The sequence below is a fragment of the Specibacter sp. RAF43 genome (genome assembly GCF_052114065.1).
Lineage (GTDB): Bacteria > Actinomycetota > Actinomycetes > Actinomycetales > Micrococcaceae > Specibacter.
The window spans coordinates 41,182-61,342 of the sequence record NZ_JBFREA010000003.1 but is presented as its reverse complement, the minus strand read 5'-3'; the positions used below and the strand labels follow the sequence as shown (position 1 = coordinate 61,342).

General features: G+C 68.8%; 17 protein-coding genes. 7 read left to right on the top strand and 10 right to left on the bottom strand.

Features of this window, described 5'->3' with window-relative positions; genetic code table 11:
• Positions 1 to 12: 12 nt before the first annotated feature.
• The 4 genes from AB4Y80_RS02630 to AB4Y80_RS02615 form a co-directional block, all read right to left on the bottom strand.
• Complete coding sequence (locus AB4Y80_RS02630; protein WP_442211761.1) at positions 13 to 1,446, bottom strand: amino acid permease; 1,434 nt, start codon at positions 1,444 to 1,446, stop codon at positions 13 to 15.
• A 264-nt stretch (positions 1,447 to 1,710) separates the two neighbouring features.
• Positions 1,711 to 3,051 (bottom strand): NADP-specific glutamate dehydrogenase, encoded by a 1,341-nt coding sequence (gene gdhA, locus AB4Y80_RS02625; RefSeq protein WP_442211760.1) that lies wholly within the window; start codon positions 3,049 to 3,051, stop codon positions 1,711 to 1,713.
• A 170-nt stretch (positions 3,052 to 3,221) separates the two neighbouring features.
• Positions 3,222 to 3,770, bottom strand: a complete 549-nt coding sequence (locus tag AB4Y80_RS02620; protein ID WP_442211759.1) for an ArsR/SmtB family transcription factor — start codon at positions 3,768 to 3,770, stop codon at positions 3,222 to 3,224.
• Between the two features lie 80 nt (positions 3,771 to 3,850).
• Positions 3,851 to 5,062, bottom strand: a complete 1,212-nt coding sequence (locus AB4Y80_RS02615) for an acetoin utilization protein AcuC (RefSeq protein WP_442211758.1) — start codon at positions 5,060 to 5,062, stop codon at positions 3,851 to 3,853.
• A gap of 30 nt (positions 5,063 to 5,092) precedes the next feature.
• Between AB4Y80_RS02615 and AB4Y80_RS02610 the strand changes: the two genes are divergently transcribed.
• The 5 genes from AB4Y80_RS02610 to AB4Y80_RS02590 are packed head-to-tail and all read left to right on the top strand — an operon-like array spanning position 5,093 to position 8,992.
• On the top strand, positions 5,093 to 6,550 hold the full coding sequence (locus tag AB4Y80_RS02610; RefSeq protein ID WP_442211757.1) for a TrkH family potassium uptake protein: 1,458 nt from the start codon (positions 5,093 to 5,095) through the stop codon (positions 6,548 to 6,550).
• Positions 6,543 to 7,229 carry a potassium channel family protein gene (locus tag AB4Y80_RS02605; protein WP_442211756.1) on the top strand — a complete coding sequence of 229 codons (687 nt, stop codon included), beginning with the start codon at positions 6,543 to 6,545 and terminating at the stop codon, positions 7,227 to 7,229. The genes AB4Y80_RS02610 and AB4Y80_RS02605 overlap by 8 nt, the downstream gene beginning before the upstream one ends.
• 52 nt (positions 7,230 to 7,281) lie before the next feature.
• On the top strand, positions 7,282 to 7,791 hold the full coding sequence (locus AB4Y80_RS02600; protein WP_442211755.1) for a methylated-DNA--[protein]-cysteine S-methyltransferase: 510 nt from the start codon (positions 7,282 to 7,284) through the stop codon (positions 7,789 to 7,791).
• On the top strand, positions 7,788 to 8,369 hold the full coding sequence (locus AB4Y80_RS02595) for an RNA polymerase sigma factor (protein ID WP_442211754.1): 582 nt from the start codon (positions 7,788 to 7,790) through the stop codon (positions 8,367 to 8,369). The genes AB4Y80_RS02600 and AB4Y80_RS02595 overlap by 4 nt, the downstream gene beginning before the upstream one ends.
• Positions 8,366 to 8,992, top strand: a complete 627-nt coding sequence (locus AB4Y80_RS02590) for a methylated-DNA--[protein]-cysteine S-methyltransferase (RefSeq protein WP_442211753.1) — start codon at positions 8,366 to 8,368, stop codon at positions 8,990 to 8,992. Before AB4Y80_RS02595 ends, AB4Y80_RS02590 begins: the two co-directional genes overlap by 4 nt.
• A gap of 70 nt (positions 8,993 to 9,062) precedes the next feature.
• Here AB4Y80_RS02590 and proC read toward each other — a convergent pair whose 3' ends face one another.
• The 5 genes from proC to AB4Y80_RS02565 all read right to left on the bottom strand — a co-directional run bounded on the left by proC (position 9,063) and on the right by AB4Y80_RS02565 (position 17,074).
• Positions 9,063 to 9,899, bottom strand: a complete 837-nt coding sequence (proC, locus tag AB4Y80_RS02585) for a pyrroline-5-carboxylate reductase (RefSeq protein WP_442211752.1) — start codon at positions 9,897 to 9,899, stop codon at positions 9,063 to 9,065.
• 542 nt (positions 9,900 to 10,441) lie between these two features.
• Positions 10,442 to 11,308 carry a sugar phosphate isomerase/epimerase family protein gene (locus tag AB4Y80_RS02580; protein ID WP_442211751.1) on the bottom strand — a complete coding sequence of 289 codons (867 nt, stop codon included), beginning with the start codon at positions 11,306 to 11,308 and terminating at the stop codon, positions 10,442 to 10,444.
• A 6-nt stretch (positions 11,309 to 11,314) separates the two neighbouring features.
• Positions 11,315 to 12,301: a Ppx/GppA phosphatase family protein gene (locus tag AB4Y80_RS02575; protein ID WP_442211750.1), complete on the bottom strand. Its 987-nt coding sequence runs from the start codon at positions 12,299 to 12,301 to the stop codon at positions 11,315 to 11,317.
• Positions 12,302 to 12,396: 95 nt separating this feature from the next.
• Positions 12,397 to 15,153, bottom strand: a complete 2,757-nt coding sequence (topA, locus tag AB4Y80_RS02570) for a type I DNA topoisomerase (RefSeq protein ID WP_442211749.1) — start codon at positions 15,151 to 15,153, stop codon at positions 12,397 to 12,399.
• A gap of 250 nt (positions 15,154 to 15,403) precedes the next feature.
• Positions 15,404 to 17,074 (bottom strand): DUF7059 domain-containing protein, encoded by a 1,671-nt coding sequence (locus AB4Y80_RS02565; protein WP_442211748.1) that lies wholly within the window; start codon positions 17,072 to 17,074, stop codon positions 15,404 to 15,406.
• Between the two features lie 182 nt (positions 17,075 to 17,256).
• On the opposite strand from AB4Y80_RS02565, the gene srmL reads away from it, so the two are divergent.
• Positions 17,257 to 18,381 carry a PheS-related mystery ligase SrmL gene (gene srmL / locus AB4Y80_RS02560; protein WP_442211747.1) on the top strand — a complete coding sequence of 375 codons (1,125 nt, stop codon included), beginning with the start codon at positions 17,257 to 17,259 and terminating at the stop codon, positions 18,379 to 18,381.
• Positions 18,382 to 18,427: 46 nt separating this feature from the next.
• Here the strand turns inward: srmL and trhO are convergent, their stop codons facing one another.
• On the bottom strand, positions 18,428 to 19,321 hold the full coding sequence (trhO, locus tag AB4Y80_RS02555; RefSeq protein WP_442211746.1) for an oxygen-dependent tRNA uridine(34) hydroxylase TrhO: 894 nt from the start codon (positions 19,319 to 19,321) through the stop codon (positions 18,428 to 18,430).
• Positions 19,322 to 19,443: 122 nt separating this feature from the next.
• On the opposite strand from trhO, the gene AB4Y80_RS02550 reads away from it, so the two are divergent.
• Positions 19,444 to 20,160 carry a GNAT family N-acetyltransferase gene (locus AB4Y80_RS02550; protein WP_442211745.1) on the top strand — a complete coding sequence of 239 codons (717 nt, stop codon included), beginning with the start codon at positions 19,444 to 19,446 and terminating at the stop codon, positions 20,158 to 20,160.
• Position 20,161 lies beyond the last annotated feature (1 nt).

Here is a 20,161-nt window from a genome sequence, read left to right as displayed (position 1 = left end):
CCAAGGGTCCGCCTAGTCGCGGACCGGGTGCTCCGCCACCAGCTCGGAGTCGGCACGCACCGGTTCATTGTCCCCGGCTTGGGCACCGGCATGGAACAGCCCGCCCCGGCGGTACCGGTACACGCCGATCGCCACGACCAGTGCGGCCAGGGCGGTCGAGAGCAACAGTGCCTCGCGGGTCTCGGGCACGATGACCATTCCGACCAGCAGCGCCACGATGGTGATGATGGACAGCCACGTCAGGTACGGGAAGAACCACATCTTCAAGGTGAGATCCCTCGCCTCGGCGCCCATCCGGCGTCGCAAGATCAGCTGCGAGATGGCGATGACCAGCCACACGAACAGCGCAATGGCCCCGGAAGTGTTCACCAGGAACAAGAACACCGAGTCCGGCGCCAAATAGTTCAGGCCCACGGTGATGAACCCGACCACCGTTGAGGCAAGCACCGCGGTGGCCGGAACGCCCCGCCTGGAGATCTTTCGCCAGGACTTGGGGGCATCACCGCGCGCGGACAGGGAAAACACCATGCGACTGGCCGTGTAAAGGCCGGAATTCAGGCAGGACAGCACGGAGGTCAGGACCACGATGTCCATGATGACCGCCGCTCCGGGAATGCCGAACAGTTCGATGACGGCAACATAGGGGCTCTTGGCAACCGAGGCGTCGTTCCACGGCAGCAGTGTCACCACGACGGCGATGGAGCCGATGTAGAAGATCAGGATGCGCCACACCGTGGACTTGACGGCCTTCTTGACGGCGTCGACCGGGTTCTCGGACTCACCAGCGGCAATGGTGGCGATCTCGGCCCCGAAAAAGGAGAAGACAACGACCAGGATGCCGCCCAGGACCGCCCCGTAGCCGTTGGGGAAGAAGCCGCCGTTGCCGGTGAGGTTGCTCAACCCGGGGGCCGGAACACCGGGCATGAAGCCGAGGATGGCCACGACGCCCAGCAGGAGGAAGAGAATGATCGCCGCGACCTTGACCGAGGCAAACCAAAATTCAAATTCCCCGTAGGACTTGACCGAGGCCACGTTGGTCATCGTCAGCAGGACCATCAAGATCAGCGCCCAGACCCACTGGTCCACGCCGGGTACCCAGCGGTGCATGATCGCCGCCCCGGCGGTGGCTTCGACGCCGAGCACGATGATCCAGAACCAGGCGTACAGCCAGCCAATGCTAAAGCCCGCCCACCGTCCCAGGGCCTTGTCCGCGTACGTGGAGAAAGATCCGGTCTCGGGGTTCGCCGCGGCCATCTCCCCCAGCATCCGCATCACCAGGATCACCACGACGCCGGCCGCCGCGTACGCCACCAGGATCCCGGGGCCGGCCTGGCCGATGGCGACGCCCGAGCCGACAAAGAGACCGGCGCCGATGACGCCGGCGATGGCGATCATGGACAAGTGTCGAGGCTTGAGGGTTTTGGATAATTGTTGATCTGTTGGCATTGGCAATACTTCCTCTTGGTTGCCCACGCCGCGGCGTCAGCGCCACGGCCACCCATGACTTCGCTCACAGAGACAATTCATCGTAAAACGACTCATTTTGAACATGTTTGGTCAGCTGTACAAAATGTCTTCCCCGTATCTAGAGAAATGCACGCAAAGCCCCCGGGGACCACCCAAAAGTTTGCTATTGGTAAACTCTAGGGCGAAAAGAAAACCCCGAGCGATCGGGGTTTTCGCTTCGTGCGCCGCCTCGGCTTAGCTTGCCTAGATCAGGCCCTGGGCCAGCATGGCGTCGGCCACCTTGACGAAGCCGGCGATGTTGGCGCCCACCACGTAGTTGCCCGGCGAGCCGTAGGTGTCGGCGGTTTCGGCGCACCGGTCGTGGATGCCGACCATGATCTGCGTCAGGCGGTTCTCGGTGTGCTCGAACGACCACGCATCCCGGCTGGCGTTCTGCTGCATCTCCAGGGCGGAGGTGGCGACGCCGCCGGCGTTGGCCGCCTTGCCGGGGCCAAAGAGGATGCCGGCCTCCTGGAAGACGGCAACGGCGCCGCTGGTGCACGGCATGTTGGCGCCTTCGGCGATGGCAACCAGGCCGGTCTTCACGAGCCGGGTGGCGGCCTCGGTGTTGAGTTCGTTTTGCGTGGCGCACGGCAGGGCGACGGCGGTGTCCACGTCCCAGACGGAGCCGCCTTCCACGTAGCTGACGGAGGCGCCGCGCCGCACGGCGTATTCCTTCAGGCGGCCGCGCTCCTTCTCCTTGATCTGGCGCAGCAGCGCGACGTCAATGCCGTTCTCGTCCACGACGTAGCCGGAGGAATCCGAGCAGGCCACCACCGTGGCGCCAAACTGCTGGGCCTTGGCGATGGCAAACGTTGCGACGTTCCCGGAGCCGGAGACCACCACGCGCTGGCCATCGAAGGACGTGCCGCGGGTCTTGAGCATCTCCTGCGTGAACAGGACGGTGCCAAAGCCGGTGGCCTCCGGGCGGACCAGCGAACCGCCCCAGCCAATGCCCTTGCCGGTCAGGACGCCGGATTCGTAGCGGTTGGTGATCCGCTTGTACTGGCCGAACAGGTAGCCGATCTCGCGCCCGCCCACGCCGATGTCGCCGGCCGGGACGTCGGTGTACTCGCCAATGTGGCGGTACAGCTCGGTCATGAACGACTGGCAAAAACGCATCACTTCGCCGTCGGACTTGCCGCGCGGATCAAAGTCGGAACCACCCTTGCCGCCGCCGATCGGCATGCCGGTGAGCGCGTTCTTGAAGATCTGCTCAAAGCCGAGGAACTTCACGATGCCCAGGTAGACGGACGGGTGGAAGCGCAGGCCACCCTTGTACGGGCCAAGGGCCGAGTTGAACTCGACGCGGAAGCCGCGGTTGATCTGCACGCGGCCGGCATCATCGGTCCACGGCACCCGGAAAATGATCTGGCGCTCCGGTTCGCACAGGCGTTGCAATACGGCGGCGTCAACAAATTCCGGATGCTTGTCCAGCACGGGCCCGAGGCTTTCGAAAACCTCCAGGACGGCCTGGTGGAATTCCTTTTCCCCGGGGTTGCGGGCCAAAACTTGCTCCCGAATGGCTTCGAGCCTGGTGTCCATGAGTCTCCGTAAAAAGGGTGGGGCGCCGGTCCGCGGCGCGAAATGTTCTCCCCTGCAGTTTTCCAGCCGCCCGTGGGGTTAAGCGACTTCCTCTTGCATTTCGAGACCAGATGCACGATCATGCACATTCACGCGGGGCGGCGGCACGTCCCGCGCCCTTTTGCGGTTCCTCAGTCCCGCCGGCGGCGGAACGCGGGCAGGTTGGCCAGGAGGTCGGCGGCCTTGTTGGCGGCCCGCCCCATGCCGCGCGTGATTTGTGCCGGCACCGAGGCGTCGTGCTCACCCTGCCGGACGACGACGTGGGCCGGGGCGGCGGGGGTCTCCGGGACGGGTGACCCGGCGGGGAACGGCACCCGCAGGGCCTGGCCCCTGCCTCCGCCGGCACCCGCGAACCGCGCCGAGGAGGCTCGGCTTCCGTCCACGGCAACCGTGGCGGCACCGGCTGCGGACGCCCCCGGGCCGGCCCCGAGGCCGTCCAGCCACTCGGAGACCAGCATTAGCGGGGCGGTGTTAATGCTGTAGAAACGCTTCTGGCCCTGCGCGCGCATGGTCACCACGCCGGCCTCGCGCAGCACCCGCAAATGCTTGGACACGGTGGGCTGTGAGACGCCCAGCTCGTCCACCAGCTGGCCGACGGCCTTTTGGTCCTCCGCCAGGGCCTCGAGGATGTCCCGGCGAGTCGCTTCGGCAATGACGGCGAATACTTCCTCTATGACCATGCCACCACCCTAACGACATATGCGTTCCACGGCATCTTCGACCCGCCGGGCCCGTGTTGCCGGGCCCGGAGCCGGTGGGGTCAGTCAAACCAGGGGTCCAGTCCGTACAACGGGAACACGGCCTTGCGCGTGGCCATGACGGACCTGTCCACGGGGTCGGACGGGTTGAAGCCAACCTCCCACGACCTCCACCAGGTGTCGGCGTCCTCGCCCATCAGCAGCGGTGCGCTCACGCCAAAGTGCGCCCGGACGTACTCACGCCATGGTTCGGGCACCGGCGTGTGCAGCGGCACCGGCCCGCCGGCCACGACGGCCATCAGATGCGACCACACCCGGGGCACCACGCTGACAATGTTGTACCCGCCGCCGCCGGTGGCGATCCACCGGTCCCCGCATAGCCGCGCCGCCAGCCCGGCTATGGTGAGTGCGGCCTCGCGCTGGGCGTCCACGCTGGTGTTCAGATTCGCCAGTTCGTCGTCGCGGTGCGAGTCGCAACCGTGCTGGCTGACAATGATGTCGGGGGCGAAGGCCTGCACCAGGGCCGGCACGACGGCGTGGAAGGCCCGGAGCCACCCGGCATCGGAGGTGCCGGCCGGCAGGGCGACGTTCACGGCGCTCCCCTGCGCGCCGGGACCGCCGATCTCGTTGGCGAAGCCCGTGCCGGGGAAGAGGGTCAGCCCCGACTCGTGCAGGGAAATGGTCAGCACCCGGGGGTCGTCCCAGAAGATGTTCTGGGTGCCGTCGCCGTGGTGGGCGTCGATGTCGATGTACGCGACCTTCCCCACCCCGGAGTCCAGCAACCGGCGGATGGCGAGGGCGGCGTCGTTGTAGATGCAAAAGCCGCTCGCCTTGTCCCGGGAGGCGTGGTGCATGCCGCCGCCAAAGTTGACCGCCCGCGGCACGGTGCCGGAAATGACGGCGTCGGCGGCCTCCAGCGACGCTCCGGCCAGCCGCGCCCCGGCCTCATGCATGCCGGCAAAGGCGGGGTCGTCCTCGGTGCCCAGTCCGCGGTCGGGATCGGACCGGCTGGGGTCCTCGCCCACCCGGCGCACCGCGGCAATGTACTCCCGGCTGTGGACGGTGGCGAGTTCGTCGTCGCCGGCCACCCGGGAGGCAAGCATCCGCACCTGCGGCCGGTCAAAAATACCCAGCTCACGGGCCAGCCGCGCGGTCAGCTCCAGGCGCTTTGGCGACATGGGATGGTTCGGGCCAAAATTGTACGCCGACATGGCCGCGTCGCAGACTATGCTTGTCGGGACGGCGGCCGGCCCCGGGCTGGCGAATGATGACATCCATCACAGGCTACCCAACTCGGGGCGCCAATGCCGTATCGCGGCTTGCACAAGACATTTACGGGCAGGAGGGGCAACACGGCGTTGGCCACTACAAATACCCTCCCGGCACGGTTCCTGACTCCGCGGGCCGTGGTCGTCACAATCCGCGACTTTGTGGACCGGTTCGCCAACAGCTCCCCCGCCCGGCTTGCACTGATCGTCTTCGCGCTGGTCATCCTGGCGTTCACGCTCACGCTCTCCCTGCCGGCGGCCGCCACCGACGGGAAGGTCACGGCCTTCCACGACGCCTTGTTCACGGCCACGTCCGCCGTCTGCGTGACCGGGCTGACCACCGTCTCCACCGCCTTGCATTGGTCGTTCTTCGGCCAGCTGGTGATCCTGATCGGCATCTTCGTCGGCGGCCTGGGCATTCTCACGCTTGCCTCCCTGATGTCCCTGATGGTCAGCAAGCGCCTGGGCGTGCGCGGCAAGCTGATCGCCCAGGAGGCCATGAACGCCGGCCGCCTCGGGGAGGTCGGTACCCTGCTGCGGATCGTGATCACCACCTCCGTGGCCATTGAGCTGGTCCTGGCCCTGGCCCTGGCACCGCGCTTCCTGATCCTGGGCGAGAGCCTGCCCGAAGCCATCTGGCATGCCGCGTTCTACTCCATCTCCTCCTTCAACAACGCCGGTTTCACACCCCATTCCGACGGCGTTGTCCCCTACGAGGCGGACCTGTGGATCCTGGTCCCGCTCATGATCGGCGGGTTCATCGGCTCGCTCGGCTTTCCGGTGCTCATGGTGCTGCTGACCGTCCGCCACCATGTCCGCCGCTGGACGCTGCACGCCAAGCTGACCATCCAGGTCTCCTTCGTGTTGCTGGTGGCCGGAGCCGTCCTGTGGGGCGCCTTCGAATGGACCAACCCGGCCACCATCGGCACCATGAGCGTGGGCGACAAGGTCACGCACTCCATCTTTGCCTCCATCATGACCCGCTCCCTCGGCTTCAACCTGGTGGACATGAATTCCATGCACACCCCCACCATGCTGCTCACGGACGCGCTCATGTTTGTGGGCGGCGGATCCGCGTCCACGGCCGGCGGCATCAAGGTCACCACGCTGGCCGTCATGTTTTTGGCCATCGTGGCCGAGGCCCGCGGCGACTCGGACGTGAAGGTGTACGGGCGCACCATTCCCCAGGGCACCATGCGCGTGGCCATCTCCGTCATCATGATGGGCGCCACGTTCGTGATGGTCGCCGTCGGGCTGCTGCTGGCCATCAGCGGCCAAAGCCTGGACCGGGTGCTCTTTGAGACCCTCTCGGCCTTCGCCACCGTGGGGCTGAGCACGGGGCTCAGCGCCGAGCTGCCGCCGTCGGGCGTGTATGTCCTGAGCGCCATGATGTTTTTGGGCCGCGTCGGCTCCATCACGCTGGCCTCCGCGCTGGCGCTGCGGCAGCGCCGCCAACTTTTCCACTACCCGGAAGAAAGGCCGATCATTGGCTGACAAAACGAGCTCCAACAACCGCCCGCCGCACAACTCACCGGTCCTGGTGATTGGGCTGGGCCGGTTCGGTGCGGCCACCGCCGACCAGCTGGTCAAGCAGGGCCGGGAGGTCCTGGCGATCGAGCGGGACCCGGCGCTGGTGCAAAAATGGGCCGGCGTCCTGACCCACGTCGTGGAGGCCGACGCCACCAACATCGACGCGCTGCGCCAACTCGGGGCTCAGGACTTCGCCTCCGCCGTCGTCGGGGTCGGCACCTCCATCGAATCCAGCGTGCTGATCACCGTCAACCTGGTGGACCTGGGCATCGCGCACCTGTGGGTCAAGGCGATCACGCAGTCGCACGGGAAGATCCTCACCCGCATCGGCGCCAACCACGTCATTTATCCGGAGGCCGACGCCGGTGTCCGGGCCGCGCACCTGGTGGGCGGGCGCATGCTGGACTTCATCGAATTCGACGACGACTTCGCGATCGTGAAGATGTATCCGCCCAAGGAGACGCAGGGGTTCACGCTGGCCGAATCCAAGGTGCGCCAAAAGTACGGCGTGACCATTGTGGGCGTGAAGTCCCCGGGCGAGGACTTCACCTACGCACAGCCGCACACCCGGGTCTCCAGCCGCGACATGCTCATCGTCTCCGGCTACGTGGACCTGCTCGAACGCTTCGCCGCCCGGCCCTGACCTCACGTTTTTTGGCCGGCCGGCGTCTACAGGGCAGGGAGGTAATGTTCACATGAGTTTGTACACAGTATTTGACTCACCCATCGGCCCGCTCACCGCCGTGGCGAACGACGCCGGGCTGGCGGCCGTGTACATGGCGGAGCACAGGCGCCGCCCGGCCTGGGAGACGTTCGGGAACCGGGTGGCCGGCTCCGCCTCGCCCGTGCTTTCTGCGACGGTGGAACAGCTGGGTGAATACTTTGCCGGCGAACGGCGGGAATTTTCCGTGCCGCTGGCCCCGGCCGGGAACCCGTTCCAGCGCCGGGTATGGGACGCGCTGCGGGAGATTCCGTACGGTGAACTGCGCAGCTACGGGGACCTGGCGGCATTGTTGGGCGACCGCTCCATGGCGCAGGCGGTGGGGTCGGCCAATGGTCGCAACCCCATCAGCATCATCGTCCCGTGCCACCGCGTGGTGGGCGCCGACGGGTCCCTGGTGGGGTACGCCGGCGGGCTGGAGCGCAAGGAGTTCCTGCTGGAGTTGGAAAACCCGTCCAGGACACACACCGAAGCGTTGTTTTGAGCGCGGCACGGCGGGGCCCGGCGGACTCGCTGCCGCCGTTTGAGGTGGTGGTGACCACCCACGGACCGGCCGTGCTGCGTGTGTGCCGGGCGCTGGTGGGCATGCAGGACGCCGACGACGTATGGCAGGAAACCTTCCTGGCGGCGCTGCGGGCCTACGAGCCGTCCGGCGGAATCGGCAACCTTGAGGCCTGGCTGGTGACCATTGCCCGGAACAAGGCCATGGACCACCACCGTCGGTCCGCCCGGCTGCCTGTCCCGGCCGGCTTCGCCGGCGACCGCGACGCTTTCGGCCCCCACGGGGCGGGCGAGGCGGGGGGTGCGGACGACGTCGTGGGCGCCGTGGAGGCGGGCGAGGACGCGGCCCTGGTGTGGGGCGCACTGGGCGGGCTGCCGCCAAAACAGCGCGAGGCCGTGGTGTACCGCCATCTGGCCGGCCTGTCGTATGCGGCCGTGGCGGGACTGTTGGGAAATTCCGAGGCCGCGGCGCGGCGGGCGGCCGCCGACGGGATGAAGGCGTTGCGGGCCCGCCTGGCGGGAACGGGTGCAGGGCACATGGCGGAAGGGATCGGGCAATGATCACGAACGTGGGCCTGCCGGCCGAGCTTGCGGCGGCGGCGGCGGATGAGGGCGAGGCGGTGGCGCGGCTGCGCCGCTCGCTGGGCGCGGCGGCACAGGCCGAGGGGCTGGTGGACGTGGCGTACCGGCTCATGGATTCGCCGGTGGGCACGCTGCTGCTGGCCGGGACCGAAGCCGGGCTGGTGCGGGTGGCATTTGCCGTGGAAGGGCACGATGCCGTCCTGGCGCAGCTGGCCGCGACCGTCAGCCCGCGCATCCTCGCCGCCCCGGCCCGGTTGGACGCCGCGGCCCGCGAGCTGGACGAATACTTTGCGGGGCGACGGCGCGGCTTTGACCTGCCGCTGGATTTCCGCCTTGCCGCCGGATTCCGGCGCGAGGTCCTGGCCCGGTTGCCCTCGATCGGCTACGGGCACACGGCCAGCTACGCGGCCGTCGCGGCCATGACGTCCAGCCCGCGGGCGGTGCGGGCCGTGGGGACGGCGTGTGCCCGGAATCCGCTGCCCCTGGTGGTCCCGTGCCACCGGGTGATCCGCTCGGACGGCAGCCAGGGGGCGTACTTGGGCGGCCCGGCGGCGAAGGCACTGCTGCTGGCGCTGGAGGCGGGCGGAGCCCCCGCTTCTTGAGCGGGCGGCCGAACCGGACATTCGCGGGCGTTATTTTCCCCCGCGAATGTCCGTACCGGCCGCGGAACCGCTACTGGCCGGCGAGTTCGGCCGTGATCTGCGCGGCCCGGGCGGCGGCAGCCTGCGCGCCGGCCGAGACAATGGCCGCCAGTCCCTGGGCATCGAAGGTGGCGATGGCCTGTTCGGTGGTGCCGTTGGGGCTCGTCACGCCGCGGCGCAGCGTGGCCGCGTCGGCGCCCGGCTCGGCCAGCATGAGCCCGGCACCGGCCACGGTTTCCCGGGCCAGGATCCGGGAAATCTCAGCGGACAGGCCAAAGTTCTCCGCCGCGGCCGCCATGGCCTCGGCCAAGTAGAACGCATAGGCCGGACCCGAGCCGCTGATTGCCGAGACCGCGTCCTGCTGGTCTTCCGGGACGTCCAGCACCACGCCGGAGCCGTCAAAAATTTCGTGCGCGGCGGCGAGGCTGTGCTCATCCACCGAGGTGCCCGGGGACAGCGCGACGACGCCGCGGCCCACCTTCAGGGGCGTGTTGGGCATGGCCCGGACCACCGGCTGCCCGGGCTTCAGGGCGCCCTGGAGCTGCTCCAGGGAGACGGCGGCGGCGACGCTGATGACCACGGCCGACGGGTCCAGGTCCCCGGCAATCTCGCGGCAGAGTTCGGCCGTGCCAACGGGTTTTACCCCGAGGATCACGGCGCCGGCTCCCAAGACGGCCTGCGAGTTGGCCCGGGGTTCCTCGTTGGAGGCCAGCGCCGTCACCCCGTGGCGCTGGGCCAGCTCCTCGGCCCGTTCGGTCCGCCGGACGGTTACGGTGACGGACTGTGGGGCGGTCCCGGCGGCAAGGAGCCCGGTCAGTATCGCCTCACCCATGGACCCGCAGCCTAGAAATACTATCTTTTTGGTCATGTCCCCATCCTTTCCTGCCCGGCAGGTGCCACGCAACCGCGGAATCGTCCGGCGCTCCGACGCCGGCGGGAGGCTGGCGCACCGGCGGCACGGTACCGGCGCGCACTGCCAGAGAATTCCCAGCCGGGCGCAAGACTTCGCTCAGGATGGGTCCCTACAGTTCTAACTACCTCATATAGGTGCAAGTGATGGCGGACCGGCTGTTGTATCCGGCAGGCGGTCCGCGCGCCGGAGGCGGCCTGGATTTTCCCCCAAGATCCAGCTTCCGCCTCCGGCGCCTTGCTTTAACAGCCCTGTTTTAACAGCCAATGCCCAGCCCGCACTCCGGTTGCTCCCAACGTCGGCTTCTAGAGTTGCATTACCTCATAAGGGTGCGAGTGATGATCGGACTGGACCTGTCCTGAAGGCCAGTCAAATCGCCGAAGAACCTGGCCAGCGTTCCCCCCGTCCGCCGGCCACGTTCTTCGGCGATTTCGCATTTAAGGCCGGTTCCGCCCCGGGCCCCGGGTTTCGCCACCGCCTACGGCAGGGTTTGGCCCAGGCTACGGCAGGGTTTGGCCCAGGTGGACGCGGGCGAATTCCAGCGATTCGGCCAGCCATTCCTCCCGCTGCCCGGCACCCTTGGCCTTGCGGGTGGAGATCTCGGCCACCACGGCGCCGTCGAACCCGTTATGGGCGATGTGGTTGAGGACCTCGACGCATTCCTGGTTCCCGTGGCCGGGAATCAGGTGCTGGTCCTTGCCGGTGGAGGTGCCGTCGGTCAGGTGCAGGTGCCGCAGGCGACCTCCCAGGGCCTTGACGGCGTCCAGGCTGGAGGCCTCGGCGGTGGCCGCGTGGGAGAAATCCCAGGTGACGTCCACATAGTCCTGCGGCACCGGGTCCCAGTGCGGCAGATAGGCCAGCGCCTCCCGGCCCCGGACGCGCCACGGGTACATGTTTTCCACCGCGATGCGCACGCCGAACGCATCGGCGATGTCCCGCACCCCGTGGGCGAAGGTTTCGGCGTAGTCGTTTTGCCAGCGGAACGGCGGGTGCACCACCACGACGTCGGCGCCCACGTCCACCGCCATCTGCGCGGAGCGCTGCACCTTGTTCCATGCACTGCCCCAGACCTGCTGGGTGAGCAGCAGCGTGGGCGCGTGAATGGCCACGATGGGCTGGTCGTACCGCTCGGCCAGGGCCATCAGGGCCCGCGCGTCCTGGCTGACCCCGTTGTGGGTGACGAGGATTTCCACGCCGTCGTAGCCCAGGTCGGCGGCCACCGCGAAGCCGTCGTGGACGGACAACGGGTACACCGAGGCCGTGGACAGGGCGACGGGGATGTGCCGGCCCGTGGGCGGTCGGCCGGGTCCGGCCGATGCGGGCCCGGGGGCCGGTGGGGTGCGCGAATCCGACGAGGAGGGTGTCATGGCTGCCTAAACTGTTGCCGAATTCGTCAGTTTACCAACGTGCGCCGGCGGGTCCAGCGGGCCGTCAAAGACGAGCTGGTCCAGGCGGCGCAGGATCAGGCCCTCGCGCAGCGCCCAGGGGCTGATCTGAAGGGACTGGACCTTGAACATCTCCAGCGCCGCCTGCGCCACGAGCGCGCCGGCGAGCACCTGCCTGGCCCGGGCCTGGGAAACCCCCGGCAGGTGCAGCCGGTCGGCGGAGGACATCGCGGACAGCCGCTGCGTCCAGAGCCCCAGGTCGGTCAGGTGCAGTTCGCGCTTGACGTAGGGCCCCATGGACGACGGCGCCGCCCCCGTGATGCGCGCCAACGCCCGGAACGTCTTGGACGAGCCCGTGACGAGGGTCGGCGGCCCCAGCTTTTGGGTGGCGGCAACGGGTGCCTTGAGCGTGGACTTGATGTGCCGGCGCAGTTCCTTGACGCTCTTGGCCGTGGGCGGGTCCTCGCTCAGCCAGTCGCGGGTGAGCCGCCCGGCACCCAGCGGCACCGAGTGGGCCAGGTCCGGAAGTTCATTGGAGCCCTGGGCGATTTCAAAGGAGCCGCCGCCAATGTCGAGGTTCAAGAGGGTGCCCGCGTCCCAGCCGTGCCAGCGCCGCACGGCAAAGAACGTCATGGCCGACTCCTCGTCGCCGGTCAGCTCCGTGAGCCGGACGGTGGTTTCATGGCGCACCCGCTCCAGCACCGCGGCACCGTTCGTGGATTCCCGGATGGCCGAGGTGCAAAAGGCCAGCAGGTCCTTGGCCTTGTGCTTGGCCGCAAATTCCCACGCCTCCAGGACAAACTCGATCAATTCGGTCTGGCCCTCGTCGGTGATGTTGCCGTCGCCGTCCAAATACTGCACCAGGCTCAGCGGCCGCTTGTGCGACGCATAGGCCTCCGGCTTCGCCCCGGGGCGGGCATCGACCAGCAGCAGGTGGACCGTGTTGGAACCAATGTCGAGCACGCCTAATCTCATGTGCCCATTATCCCGCGTTGCCCCCGGGAATACGTTCCCGTCCCCGCCGGAGCTCGCGGGGGCCCCGCGCGGGGACGCCCCGCGAGGGGCGCGCCCTATTTCTTGGCCGCGGCCTTCCGCTTCGCCGGGGCCTTCTTGGCCGGCGCCTTGGCGGTGCGCTTGACCGGCCCCCGTTCGCGCTTGTCCGCCAGCAGTGCGACGGCGGTCTCCCGGGTCAGCTCCTGGACGTCCGTGTCGCGGGGCACGGTGATGTTGGTGACGCCGTCGGTGATGTACGGGCCGAAGCGGCCCTCCTTCACCACGATCTTCTTCCCGGAGACCGGGTCCTCGCCGAATTCGGCCAGCGGGGGCACCGCGGCCCGGGCGCCGCGTTGCTTGGGCTGGGAGTAGATCGCCAGGGCGTCCGCGAGGGTGATGGTGAAGATTTCCTCCTCGGTGCCGATGGAGCGGGAGTCCGTGCCCTTCTTCAGATACGGGCCGAACCGCCCGTTCTGCACGGTGATCTCCACGCCTTCGGCGTCCGTGCCCAGCACGCGCGGCAGGCTCATGATGGCCAGCGCCTCGTCCAAGGTGACGGTGTCCACGGTCATGTTCTTGAACAGGGAGCCGGTGCGCGGCTTGACCTTCACCGGCTTCTTGGCCGGCTTCGGCTTGCCGTTCTTGTAATACTCCACCGGCTGGTTCGCGAGTTCCTCCTCGGTCGGCTCGGGGATGATCTCGGTGACGTAGGCGCCGTAGCGGCCGTTCTTGGACACGACGGTGCGCCCGCTGGCCGGGTCCACGCCGAGCACCCGCTCCTCGGGCGCGGCGGTCTCCATGAGTTCTTGCGCCTTGGCGGGCGTGAGCTCGTCGGGGGCCAGGTCCTCGGGCACGTTGGCCCGGGCGGACTCAATGATCTCCCCGGTCTTCGGGTCCACCGTGGGCACGGTGCTTTCCAGGTACGGGCCAAACTTGCCCACGCGCAGCACCAGCGTGTCGGTGATCGGCACCGAGTTGATGTCCCGGGCGTCGATCTCCCCGAGGTTGTTCACAATGCTCAGCAGGCCGTCGTCGCCCTCACCGCCAAAGTAAAAGTGCTTGAGCCACTCGGAGCCCTTGTCCTGGCCGTTGGCGATCCGGTCCAGGCCGGTCTCCATGCCGGCGGTGAACTTGTAGTCAACGTAGGACGTGAAGTGCTGCTCCAGGAGGCGGATCACCGAGAAAGCCACCCAGCTGGGCACCAGGGCGGTGCCCTGCTTGCGCACGTAGCCGCGGTCCATGATGGTGGACAGCGTGGACGCGTAGGTGGAGGGCCGGCCGATGTCCCGCTCCTCCATCTCCTTGGTCAGGGACGCCTCCGTGAAGCGCGGCGGCGCGGACGTCTCGTGCCCGGCGGCAACGACGTCGGCGGCCGTGAGCCCGTCCCTGGCCTGCACATTGGGCAGCCGGCGGTCCGAGTCGTCCGCGTCGTTGCGGGACTCGTCGCGGCCTTCCTCATAGGCGGCCAGGAAGCCGCGGAACGTGATGACGGTGCCGGAGGCGGAGAACTCGGCGTCCCGCCCGTCGGCCGTGACCGCCCCGAGCTTGATGGTCGCCGTCGAGCCCTTCGCGTCGGCCATCTGGGAGGCGACCGTGCGCTTCCAGATCAGCTCGTACAGCTTGAATTCATCCCCGCGCAGCGCACCGGCCACCTGCGCCGGGGTGCGGAAGGCGTCCCCGGCGGGGCGGATGGCCTCGTGGGCTTCCTGGGCGTTGGAGCTCTTGTTCGCGTAGACGCGCTTGGCGGCCGGGATGAACTCGGGCCCGTACAGCTCGGAGGCCTGGCGGCGGGCGGCGTTGACGGCCTCATCGCTGAGCGCGGACGAGTCCGTACGCATATACGTGATGTAGCCGTTTTCATACAGGCGCTGGGCGATCTGCATGGTCGACTTGGAGGTGAAGCGCAGCTTGCGCCCTGCCTCCTGCTGGAGGGTTGAGGTCGTAAACGGCGCGGCGGGCCGGCGCGTGTAGGGCTTGTGGTCAACGGAGCGGACGGCAAAGTCGGCCTGCTGCAGGGCCGCGGCGAGCGACGTCGCGGCGGCCTCGTCCAGGTGCGCCACGTTCCGGCCGGTCAGGGCGCCGGCGTCGTTGAAGTCCCGGCCCGTCGCGACGCGCAAGCCGTCGACGGCGGCCAGCTTGGCCTTGAAGGAGTCCCCCGCGGCCGCGGCCGGGGTGAAGGTACCGGTGAGGTCCCAGTATGACGCGGACCGGAAGGCCATGCGCTCGCGTTCACGTTCGACGACCATCCGGGTCACCACGGATTGGACGCGGCCGGCGGAGAGCCCGCGGGAGACCTTGCGCCAGAGCACCGGGGAGATCTCGTAGCCGTACAGGCGGTCCAGGACCCGGCGGGTTTCCTGCGCGTCGACGAGGTCGGTGTCCAGCTCTCGCAGGTTGCCCAGGGCGCGCTGCAGGGACTCCTTGGTGATTTCGGCAAATGTCATCCGGTGCACGGGCACCTTGGGCTTGAGCACTTCCAGCAGGTGCCACGCGATGGCCTCGCCCTCGCGATCCCCATCGGTTGCGAGGTAGAGTTCGTCGGCGTCCTTGAGCTGCGCCTTGAGCTCGGCCACCTTTTTCTTCTTGTCCGGGGACACCACGTAGTACGGCTTGAAGCCGTTTTCCAGGTCGACGGCGAACTTGCCGATCGAGGACTTTTTCAACTCAGCAGGCAGGTCCGAGGGCTGCGGCAGGTCACGGATGTGGCCGATCGAGGCCTCGACGACGAATCCCTCGCCAAGGTACTTGCCAATGGTCTTGCTTTTGGCAGGGGACTCGACGATGACGAGCTTCTTGCCGGTTTTCGGCTTGCTGGCTGCTGCCTTGCTGGGCACGGTACTCCTACATGGAATGAGAGGTGGGCGGACGGCGCCCCCAAGAGCCTAGTTCACCATATTTTTACCGCGAACGCGTATTGGGCAAGAAACCGGGACCGGATTCCGCCCCCGATTCCGGGCCCCGGCCTGGCCGCCTGCCGCACATGGCACCGGCGGCCAAACACGTTCAGGCGTGACGGCCCTGGGAGACCGGAGCGCCGCCGGGAGGTCGGCGATAGTGACGAACGTCGCAGGCGGGCCGCGCGATTCATGGCAGGCCGGGGAGGCCCTCAACCGGCAGCAGGAACCCGTCCCGCACCAGGTTGCGGATATCCCGGGACAACGCCGCGGCAAAGTCGGCGTCCTCGCGTTCGAGCAGGGCCGCGAGCGCGCCGACCAGCGCTCCGACGGTCAGCTCGCCGTCGCTGGCCGAGACAAAACCGGCCAGCTCGGTGCTGAGCAGGTTGGTGCGGCGCAGTCCGGCGCCCTGGCGCAGCAAGATCACGCCGGGATGCTCGGCGCCGGGTTTTTGGTGGCGTTCCTCCGTGACGTCATCGGCCACCACGAGCCGTTCATCCAGAAGGGAGGGGTGGGCCTCCAGCCAGTCTTCCCGGTCCAGGGCGGCCGCCAGGTGCGGGCCCACCGGCTGCTCGATCGGGTACAAGATCTCCTCGAACCGTGTCCGGCCGGCGTCCGCGGCGGGGACGAACGGAACCGGCCGGCGCAGCAGGATGTAGCCGAATCCGATCCCCGCCACGTCCCGGGAGGCAAAGTCGTGCAGGTAGTCGGCGTAGGCCAGCGCATAGCTCTCCGCGTCGCGGCCCTGCGAGGCGTCCTGCAGCCAGGTTTCGGCGTAGAGGCCGGGGCTGACCTGTTCGCGCTGGATGAACCAGGCCTCGATGCCCTCCGGCACCCACCGGCGGGGGCGCGCCGACCACGCCGCCGGGGTGCCGGCGTCGTCCGTGCGGCCAGGGGCGTGCGCCGCGATCTCCCAGTTGCCCAGCATCTGGGCGATGCCCCCCGCTGCCAGCACGTCGGGGAGCCCGCGGACCAGGGTCTCGACGATGGCGTCCCCGGCCAGTCCGCCGTCGCGGTAGGTGAACTGGTCCCGGGCCCGCTCGCCGCGGTGCCGGGGCGTGATGACAAACGGCGGGTTGGAGACCACCAGGTCAAAGGTCTCGCCCCGCACGGGGGCCAGCAGGCTGCCCAGGCGCAGCGAGACGCGCGCGCCCGGGTTGGCCGGGTCGAAATCCGCCGGGACCAGACCCAGCGCGGGGGCGTTGAGCACAAGGTTGAACCGGGTGAAGGCCAGGGCGCGGACGGAGATGTCGGTGGCCACCACGGAGCGGCAGTGTTGGAGCAGGTGGAAGAGCTGGATGCCGCAGCCGGTGCCAAGGTCCAGCGCCCGCCCGGCCGGCCGGCGGATGGTGGCCTGTGCGAGCGTCAGAGACGCCTGGCCGATGCCCAGCACGTGGTCCGGGCGCAGCACGCCGGGGCGCTGGTGGGCGCCGAGGTCGCTGGCCACCCACAAATCCGTGCCGGTCCGGTCGGGGGCCTCGGCCGGCCAGCCGTAGGGGCGCAGGTCGACGGCCGCGCGCACCGTGCCGGTCATCCCGTCCGGCCCGCCCTCGAGGAGCCCGAGGGCGGCAAGGGCCTCGAGCCCGATGCCGGGCAGCGCCGCGGCGAGCGCGGCCGCCGTGACGGGTTCGGCCAACAGCCACAGCCGGACCACGGTGGCCAGCGGTTCGGCGCGCTCCCGCAGCGCCAGCGACGCCGGGACGGTCTGGTCCCGCTCCAACGCCTGGTGGGCCTCGGCACCCAAGAGTGCCGCGACGCCGTCGACCGTGTAGTCCACGGCGGCGAAGCCGGCGGCGAGCGCGGCCAGCAGGGCGGGCCGGTCGCTGCGGGGCGCGTCCAGGACGGCGGCGAAATCGGTCATTGGACCAGCCTAGCGATTCCGGCCGCGGCCGGCTGGCCTATGATGGAGCCATGCACACCATCCAGCGATTTACCTGCCCTCGGCCGCATCCGGCCGCCTGGGCTGCTTCGCTGACGCGCTGAGTCCATCCGGTCGCGGCTGAGGGTCCCCCGCCCACCGCACCCGGACTTGAAGGATTCACCATGCACACCCACCTTTCCCTTGCCGAACTTAATGCCGCCCTGGGCATCGTTGACCTGAGCGACCCCGCCGCCGGCCACGCCCTGTCCACCCTGCTGGCCAACGTCACCGGTGCGCTGGCCTCCCGCTGGGGCGTGCCCGTTGCCGAGCACCGGCACAACCCGTTGGTGGCCACGCGGGACAACTATGACCGGTTGGGGTACGCCCCCACGGACATCACCCGGGACGCGCGCTATTCCCGCCATGTCAGCCCGACCGTCATGTTGCGCAGCCACACCTCCGCGGGCGTGCCGGCCGTGCTGGACGCCCTGCGCCCCGAGCTGGGCCGCTACGACACCCTGCACGTGCTGCCCGGGCTCGTGTACCGGCGCGATGCCGTGGACCGCACCCACGTGGGCACCCCGCACCAGGTAGACCTGTGGCGGCTGCGCTCCCGCGCGCCGCTGGGCGTGCCGGAGCTCATGGACATGCTGGGCACCGTGGTCGAGGCCGTCCTGCCGGGCGCGCGCTGGCGGGCCGTGCCCACCACGCATTCCTACACGACGGCCGGCGTCCAGCTGGACGTGCAGGTCCGCGGGGAGTGGCTGGAACTGGCCGAGGCCGGGCTGGTGGCGGCCTCGGTGCTGCGGGCGTCCGGGCTTGACCCGCGGCGCTGGGGCGGGCTGGCGCTGGGCCTGGGCCTGGACCGGGCGCTCATGCTGCGCAAGGGCATTGACGACATCCGCCTGCTGCGCTCCGCCGATCCCCGCGTGGCCGCCCAGATGGCCGACCTCGCTCCGTACCGGCCGGTCTCCGCCATGCCGCCCGTGCGGCGGGACCTGTCCCTGGTGTGCGCGGACGACGTCGATGCCGAGGTTTTGGGGGACGCGGCCCGGTCCGCCCTGGGTGCGGACGCGGAGGTGCTGGCCGGGCTGGAGGTGCTGGCCGTGACGCCGGCCGCCGAGCTGCCCGCCGCTGCCGCCGCCCGCCTGGGCCTGGTGCCGGGCTCCGGCCGGGCGAATGTGTTGGTGCGGCTGACGCTGCAGTCGCTGGAGCGGACCCTGACCGCCACGGAGGCGAACCGGCTGCGCAACCGGGTCTACCTGGCTCTGCACGACGGCCCGGCACGGGAGCTGATTGCGGTGTGAGGCCGGGCCCCGCCCGCCCGGCTCCCGGGACAACGGGCAGTGGGGCCTAGTCCGTGCACCCCTGGGGGCACTGCAGGGTCCCCGGGTCCGCGGCACAGTCGGCGCAATACAGGTTCAGGTTGCGGCAGCTGAGGTTGGAGCAGTTTTCAAACTTGTTCGTGGGCGCTGCGCAACGGACGCAGCGGCCGATCGTGGCGGCCGCGTCGCTGAATTCCATGTGCATGCGCTTGTCAAAGACGTAGAGAGACCCCTCCCACAGGCCGGCATCCTTGAAGGTTTCGCCATAGCGGGCGATGCCGCCGGCCAGCTGGTACACCTGCGTGAAGCCGCGGTTGACCATCAGCGCGCTGAGCACCTCGCAGCGGACTCCGCCGGTACAGTAGGTGACCACCGGCTGGTCCTTGAGACCGTCATATTTGCCGGAGTCCAGCTCGCCGATGAAGTCGTGGGTGGTGGCGACGTCCGGGACGACGGCGTTCTTGAACTTGCCGATCTGCGCCTCGAAGGCGTTCCGGCCGTCAAAGAACACCACGTCCTCCCCGGCGGCCTGCTTGGCTGCCACGAGTTGGTGCAGTTCCTCCGGCTCGAGGTGCCTGCCGCCACCGACGACGCCGTTCGCATCCACCACCAGTTCCCCCGGTGCGCCGAAGCTGACAAGTTCCTCACGCACCTTCACGCTCAGGCGCGGGAAGTCCGCCGCGGAGCCGTCGGACCACTTGACGTCGATCCCGTGGAACCCGGCGTATTCGCGGGTGGTTTTCACATACTGCTTGAGGGCGTTGAGCTCGCCGCCCACCGTGGCATTGATGCCGTCCGGCGAGAGCAGGATACGCCCGCGGAGCCCGAGTTTTTCACACAGGGCGCGCTGCCACAGGCGAACGGCCTCGGGATCCGGCAGGGGGGTAAAGCCATAAAAGAGCACGATTCGATTCAGGGCCACGTATTTAAGCCTACGGGGTGGCGCCAAATGCCCGGCCACCTTCGGACCGCCTTCCGAGCGCCGACCGGTTGGAAGCGGGTTGGGAGCCCGCGCGGCGGGACTTCGGGGCATAGGCTTTGACCATGACAACAGGTTCGACCGAACTTGAGGAACTTTTGGCGGCCTGGTTTACCGGGTGGACGGCGCTGCGCAGCTACAAAACCTCATTTGACACCGGTCATCCGGCCGCCTTGCGCCTTGATCGCAGCGGCGACTGGGAATACTTCATCTGCGACCCCCAGCCCGCACCGTTTGCCGCGCTGGCCGCCGTGGTGGCGCGGGCGCCGCGCCGGGCCATGAGCGTGTTGGGCCCGGACATCCACCGGTACGTCGCGCAGGCGCACCTGGCGGGGCTGGGCATGCTTTCCGCCTCGGAGCAGTTCATGGTGGTGGGCATGGAGACCCAGGACAACCAGGATCCGTTTCTCGGGGACCCCGAGCTGTCCCTTCGCGTGACCCCCATGGACGGGCGGCACACCGCCTCCGCCTGCCAGGCCCGCTATGCCATGGCCATAGTGCGCGGCGATGCCGTGCTGGCCAGCGGAACGGTGGCCATTTACGGCGACTACGCCGTGTTCGACCAGATCGAGACCAAAGCCGCGCACCGGCGTCGCGGTTACGGGCGGCTGCTGATGCAGTCCCTGTCCGCCCGCGCCAAGGAGCACCCGGTCGCCACCGGGCTGCTGCTGGCGAGCACCGACGGGCAGCGGCTCTACTACAAGATGGGGTGGCGCAGCATCAGCCCGGTGACGGTCCTGGTGCCGCGCGCCCGGCTGGAAGCGATCATGAAGGGGCGGTGAC

Coding starts and splice junctions, on each gene's coding strand:
- AB4Y80_RS02630 (WP_442211761.1), bottom strand. CDS start 1,446: ATGCCAACAGATCAACAATTATCCAAAACCCTCAAGCCTCGACACTTG.
- gdhA (WP_442211760.1), bottom strand. CDS start 3,051: ATGGACACCAGGCTCGAAGCCATTCGGGAGCAAGTTTTGGCCCGCAAC.
- AB4Y80_RS02620 (WP_442211759.1), bottom strand. CDS start 3,770: ATGGTCATAGAGGAAGTATTCGCCGTCATTGCCGAAGCGACTCGCCGG.
- AB4Y80_RS02615 (WP_442211758.1), bottom strand. CDS start 5,062: ATGTCATCATTCGCCAGCCCGGGGCCGGCCGCCGTCCCGACAAGCATA.
- AB4Y80_RS02610 (WP_442211757.1), top strand. CDS start 5,093: ATGCCGTATCGCGGCTTGCACAAGACATTTACGGGCAGGAGGGGCAAC.
- AB4Y80_RS02600 (WP_442211755.1), top strand. CDS start 7,282: ATGAGTTTGTACACAGTATTTGACTCACCCATCGGCCCGCTCACCGCC.
- AB4Y80_RS02590 (WP_442211753.1), top strand. CDS start 8,366: ATGATCACGAACGTGGGCCTGCCGGCCGAGCTTGCGGCGGCGGCGGCG.
- proC (WP_442211752.1), bottom strand. CDS start 9,899: ATGACCAAAAAGATAGTATTTCTAGGCTGCGGGTCCATGGGTGAGGCG.
- AB4Y80_RS02580 (WP_442211751.1), bottom strand. CDS start 11,308: ATGACACCCTCCTCGTCGGATTCGCGCACCCCACCGGCCCCCGGGCCC.
- AB4Y80_RS02575 (WP_442211750.1), bottom strand. CDS start 12,301: ATGAGATTAGGCGTGCTCGACATTGGTTCCAACACGGTCCACCTGCTG.
- AB4Y80_RS02565 (WP_442211748.1), bottom strand. CDS start 17,074: ATGACCGATTTCGCCGCCGTCCTGGACGCGCCCCGCAGCGACCGGCCC.
- srmL (WP_442211747.1), top strand. CDS start 17,257: ATGCACACCCACCTTTCCCTTGCCGAACTTAATGCCGCCCTGGGCATC.
- AB4Y80_RS02550 (WP_442211745.1), top strand. CDS start 19,444: ATGACAACAGGTTCGACCGAACTTGAGGAACTTTTGGCGGCCTGGTTT.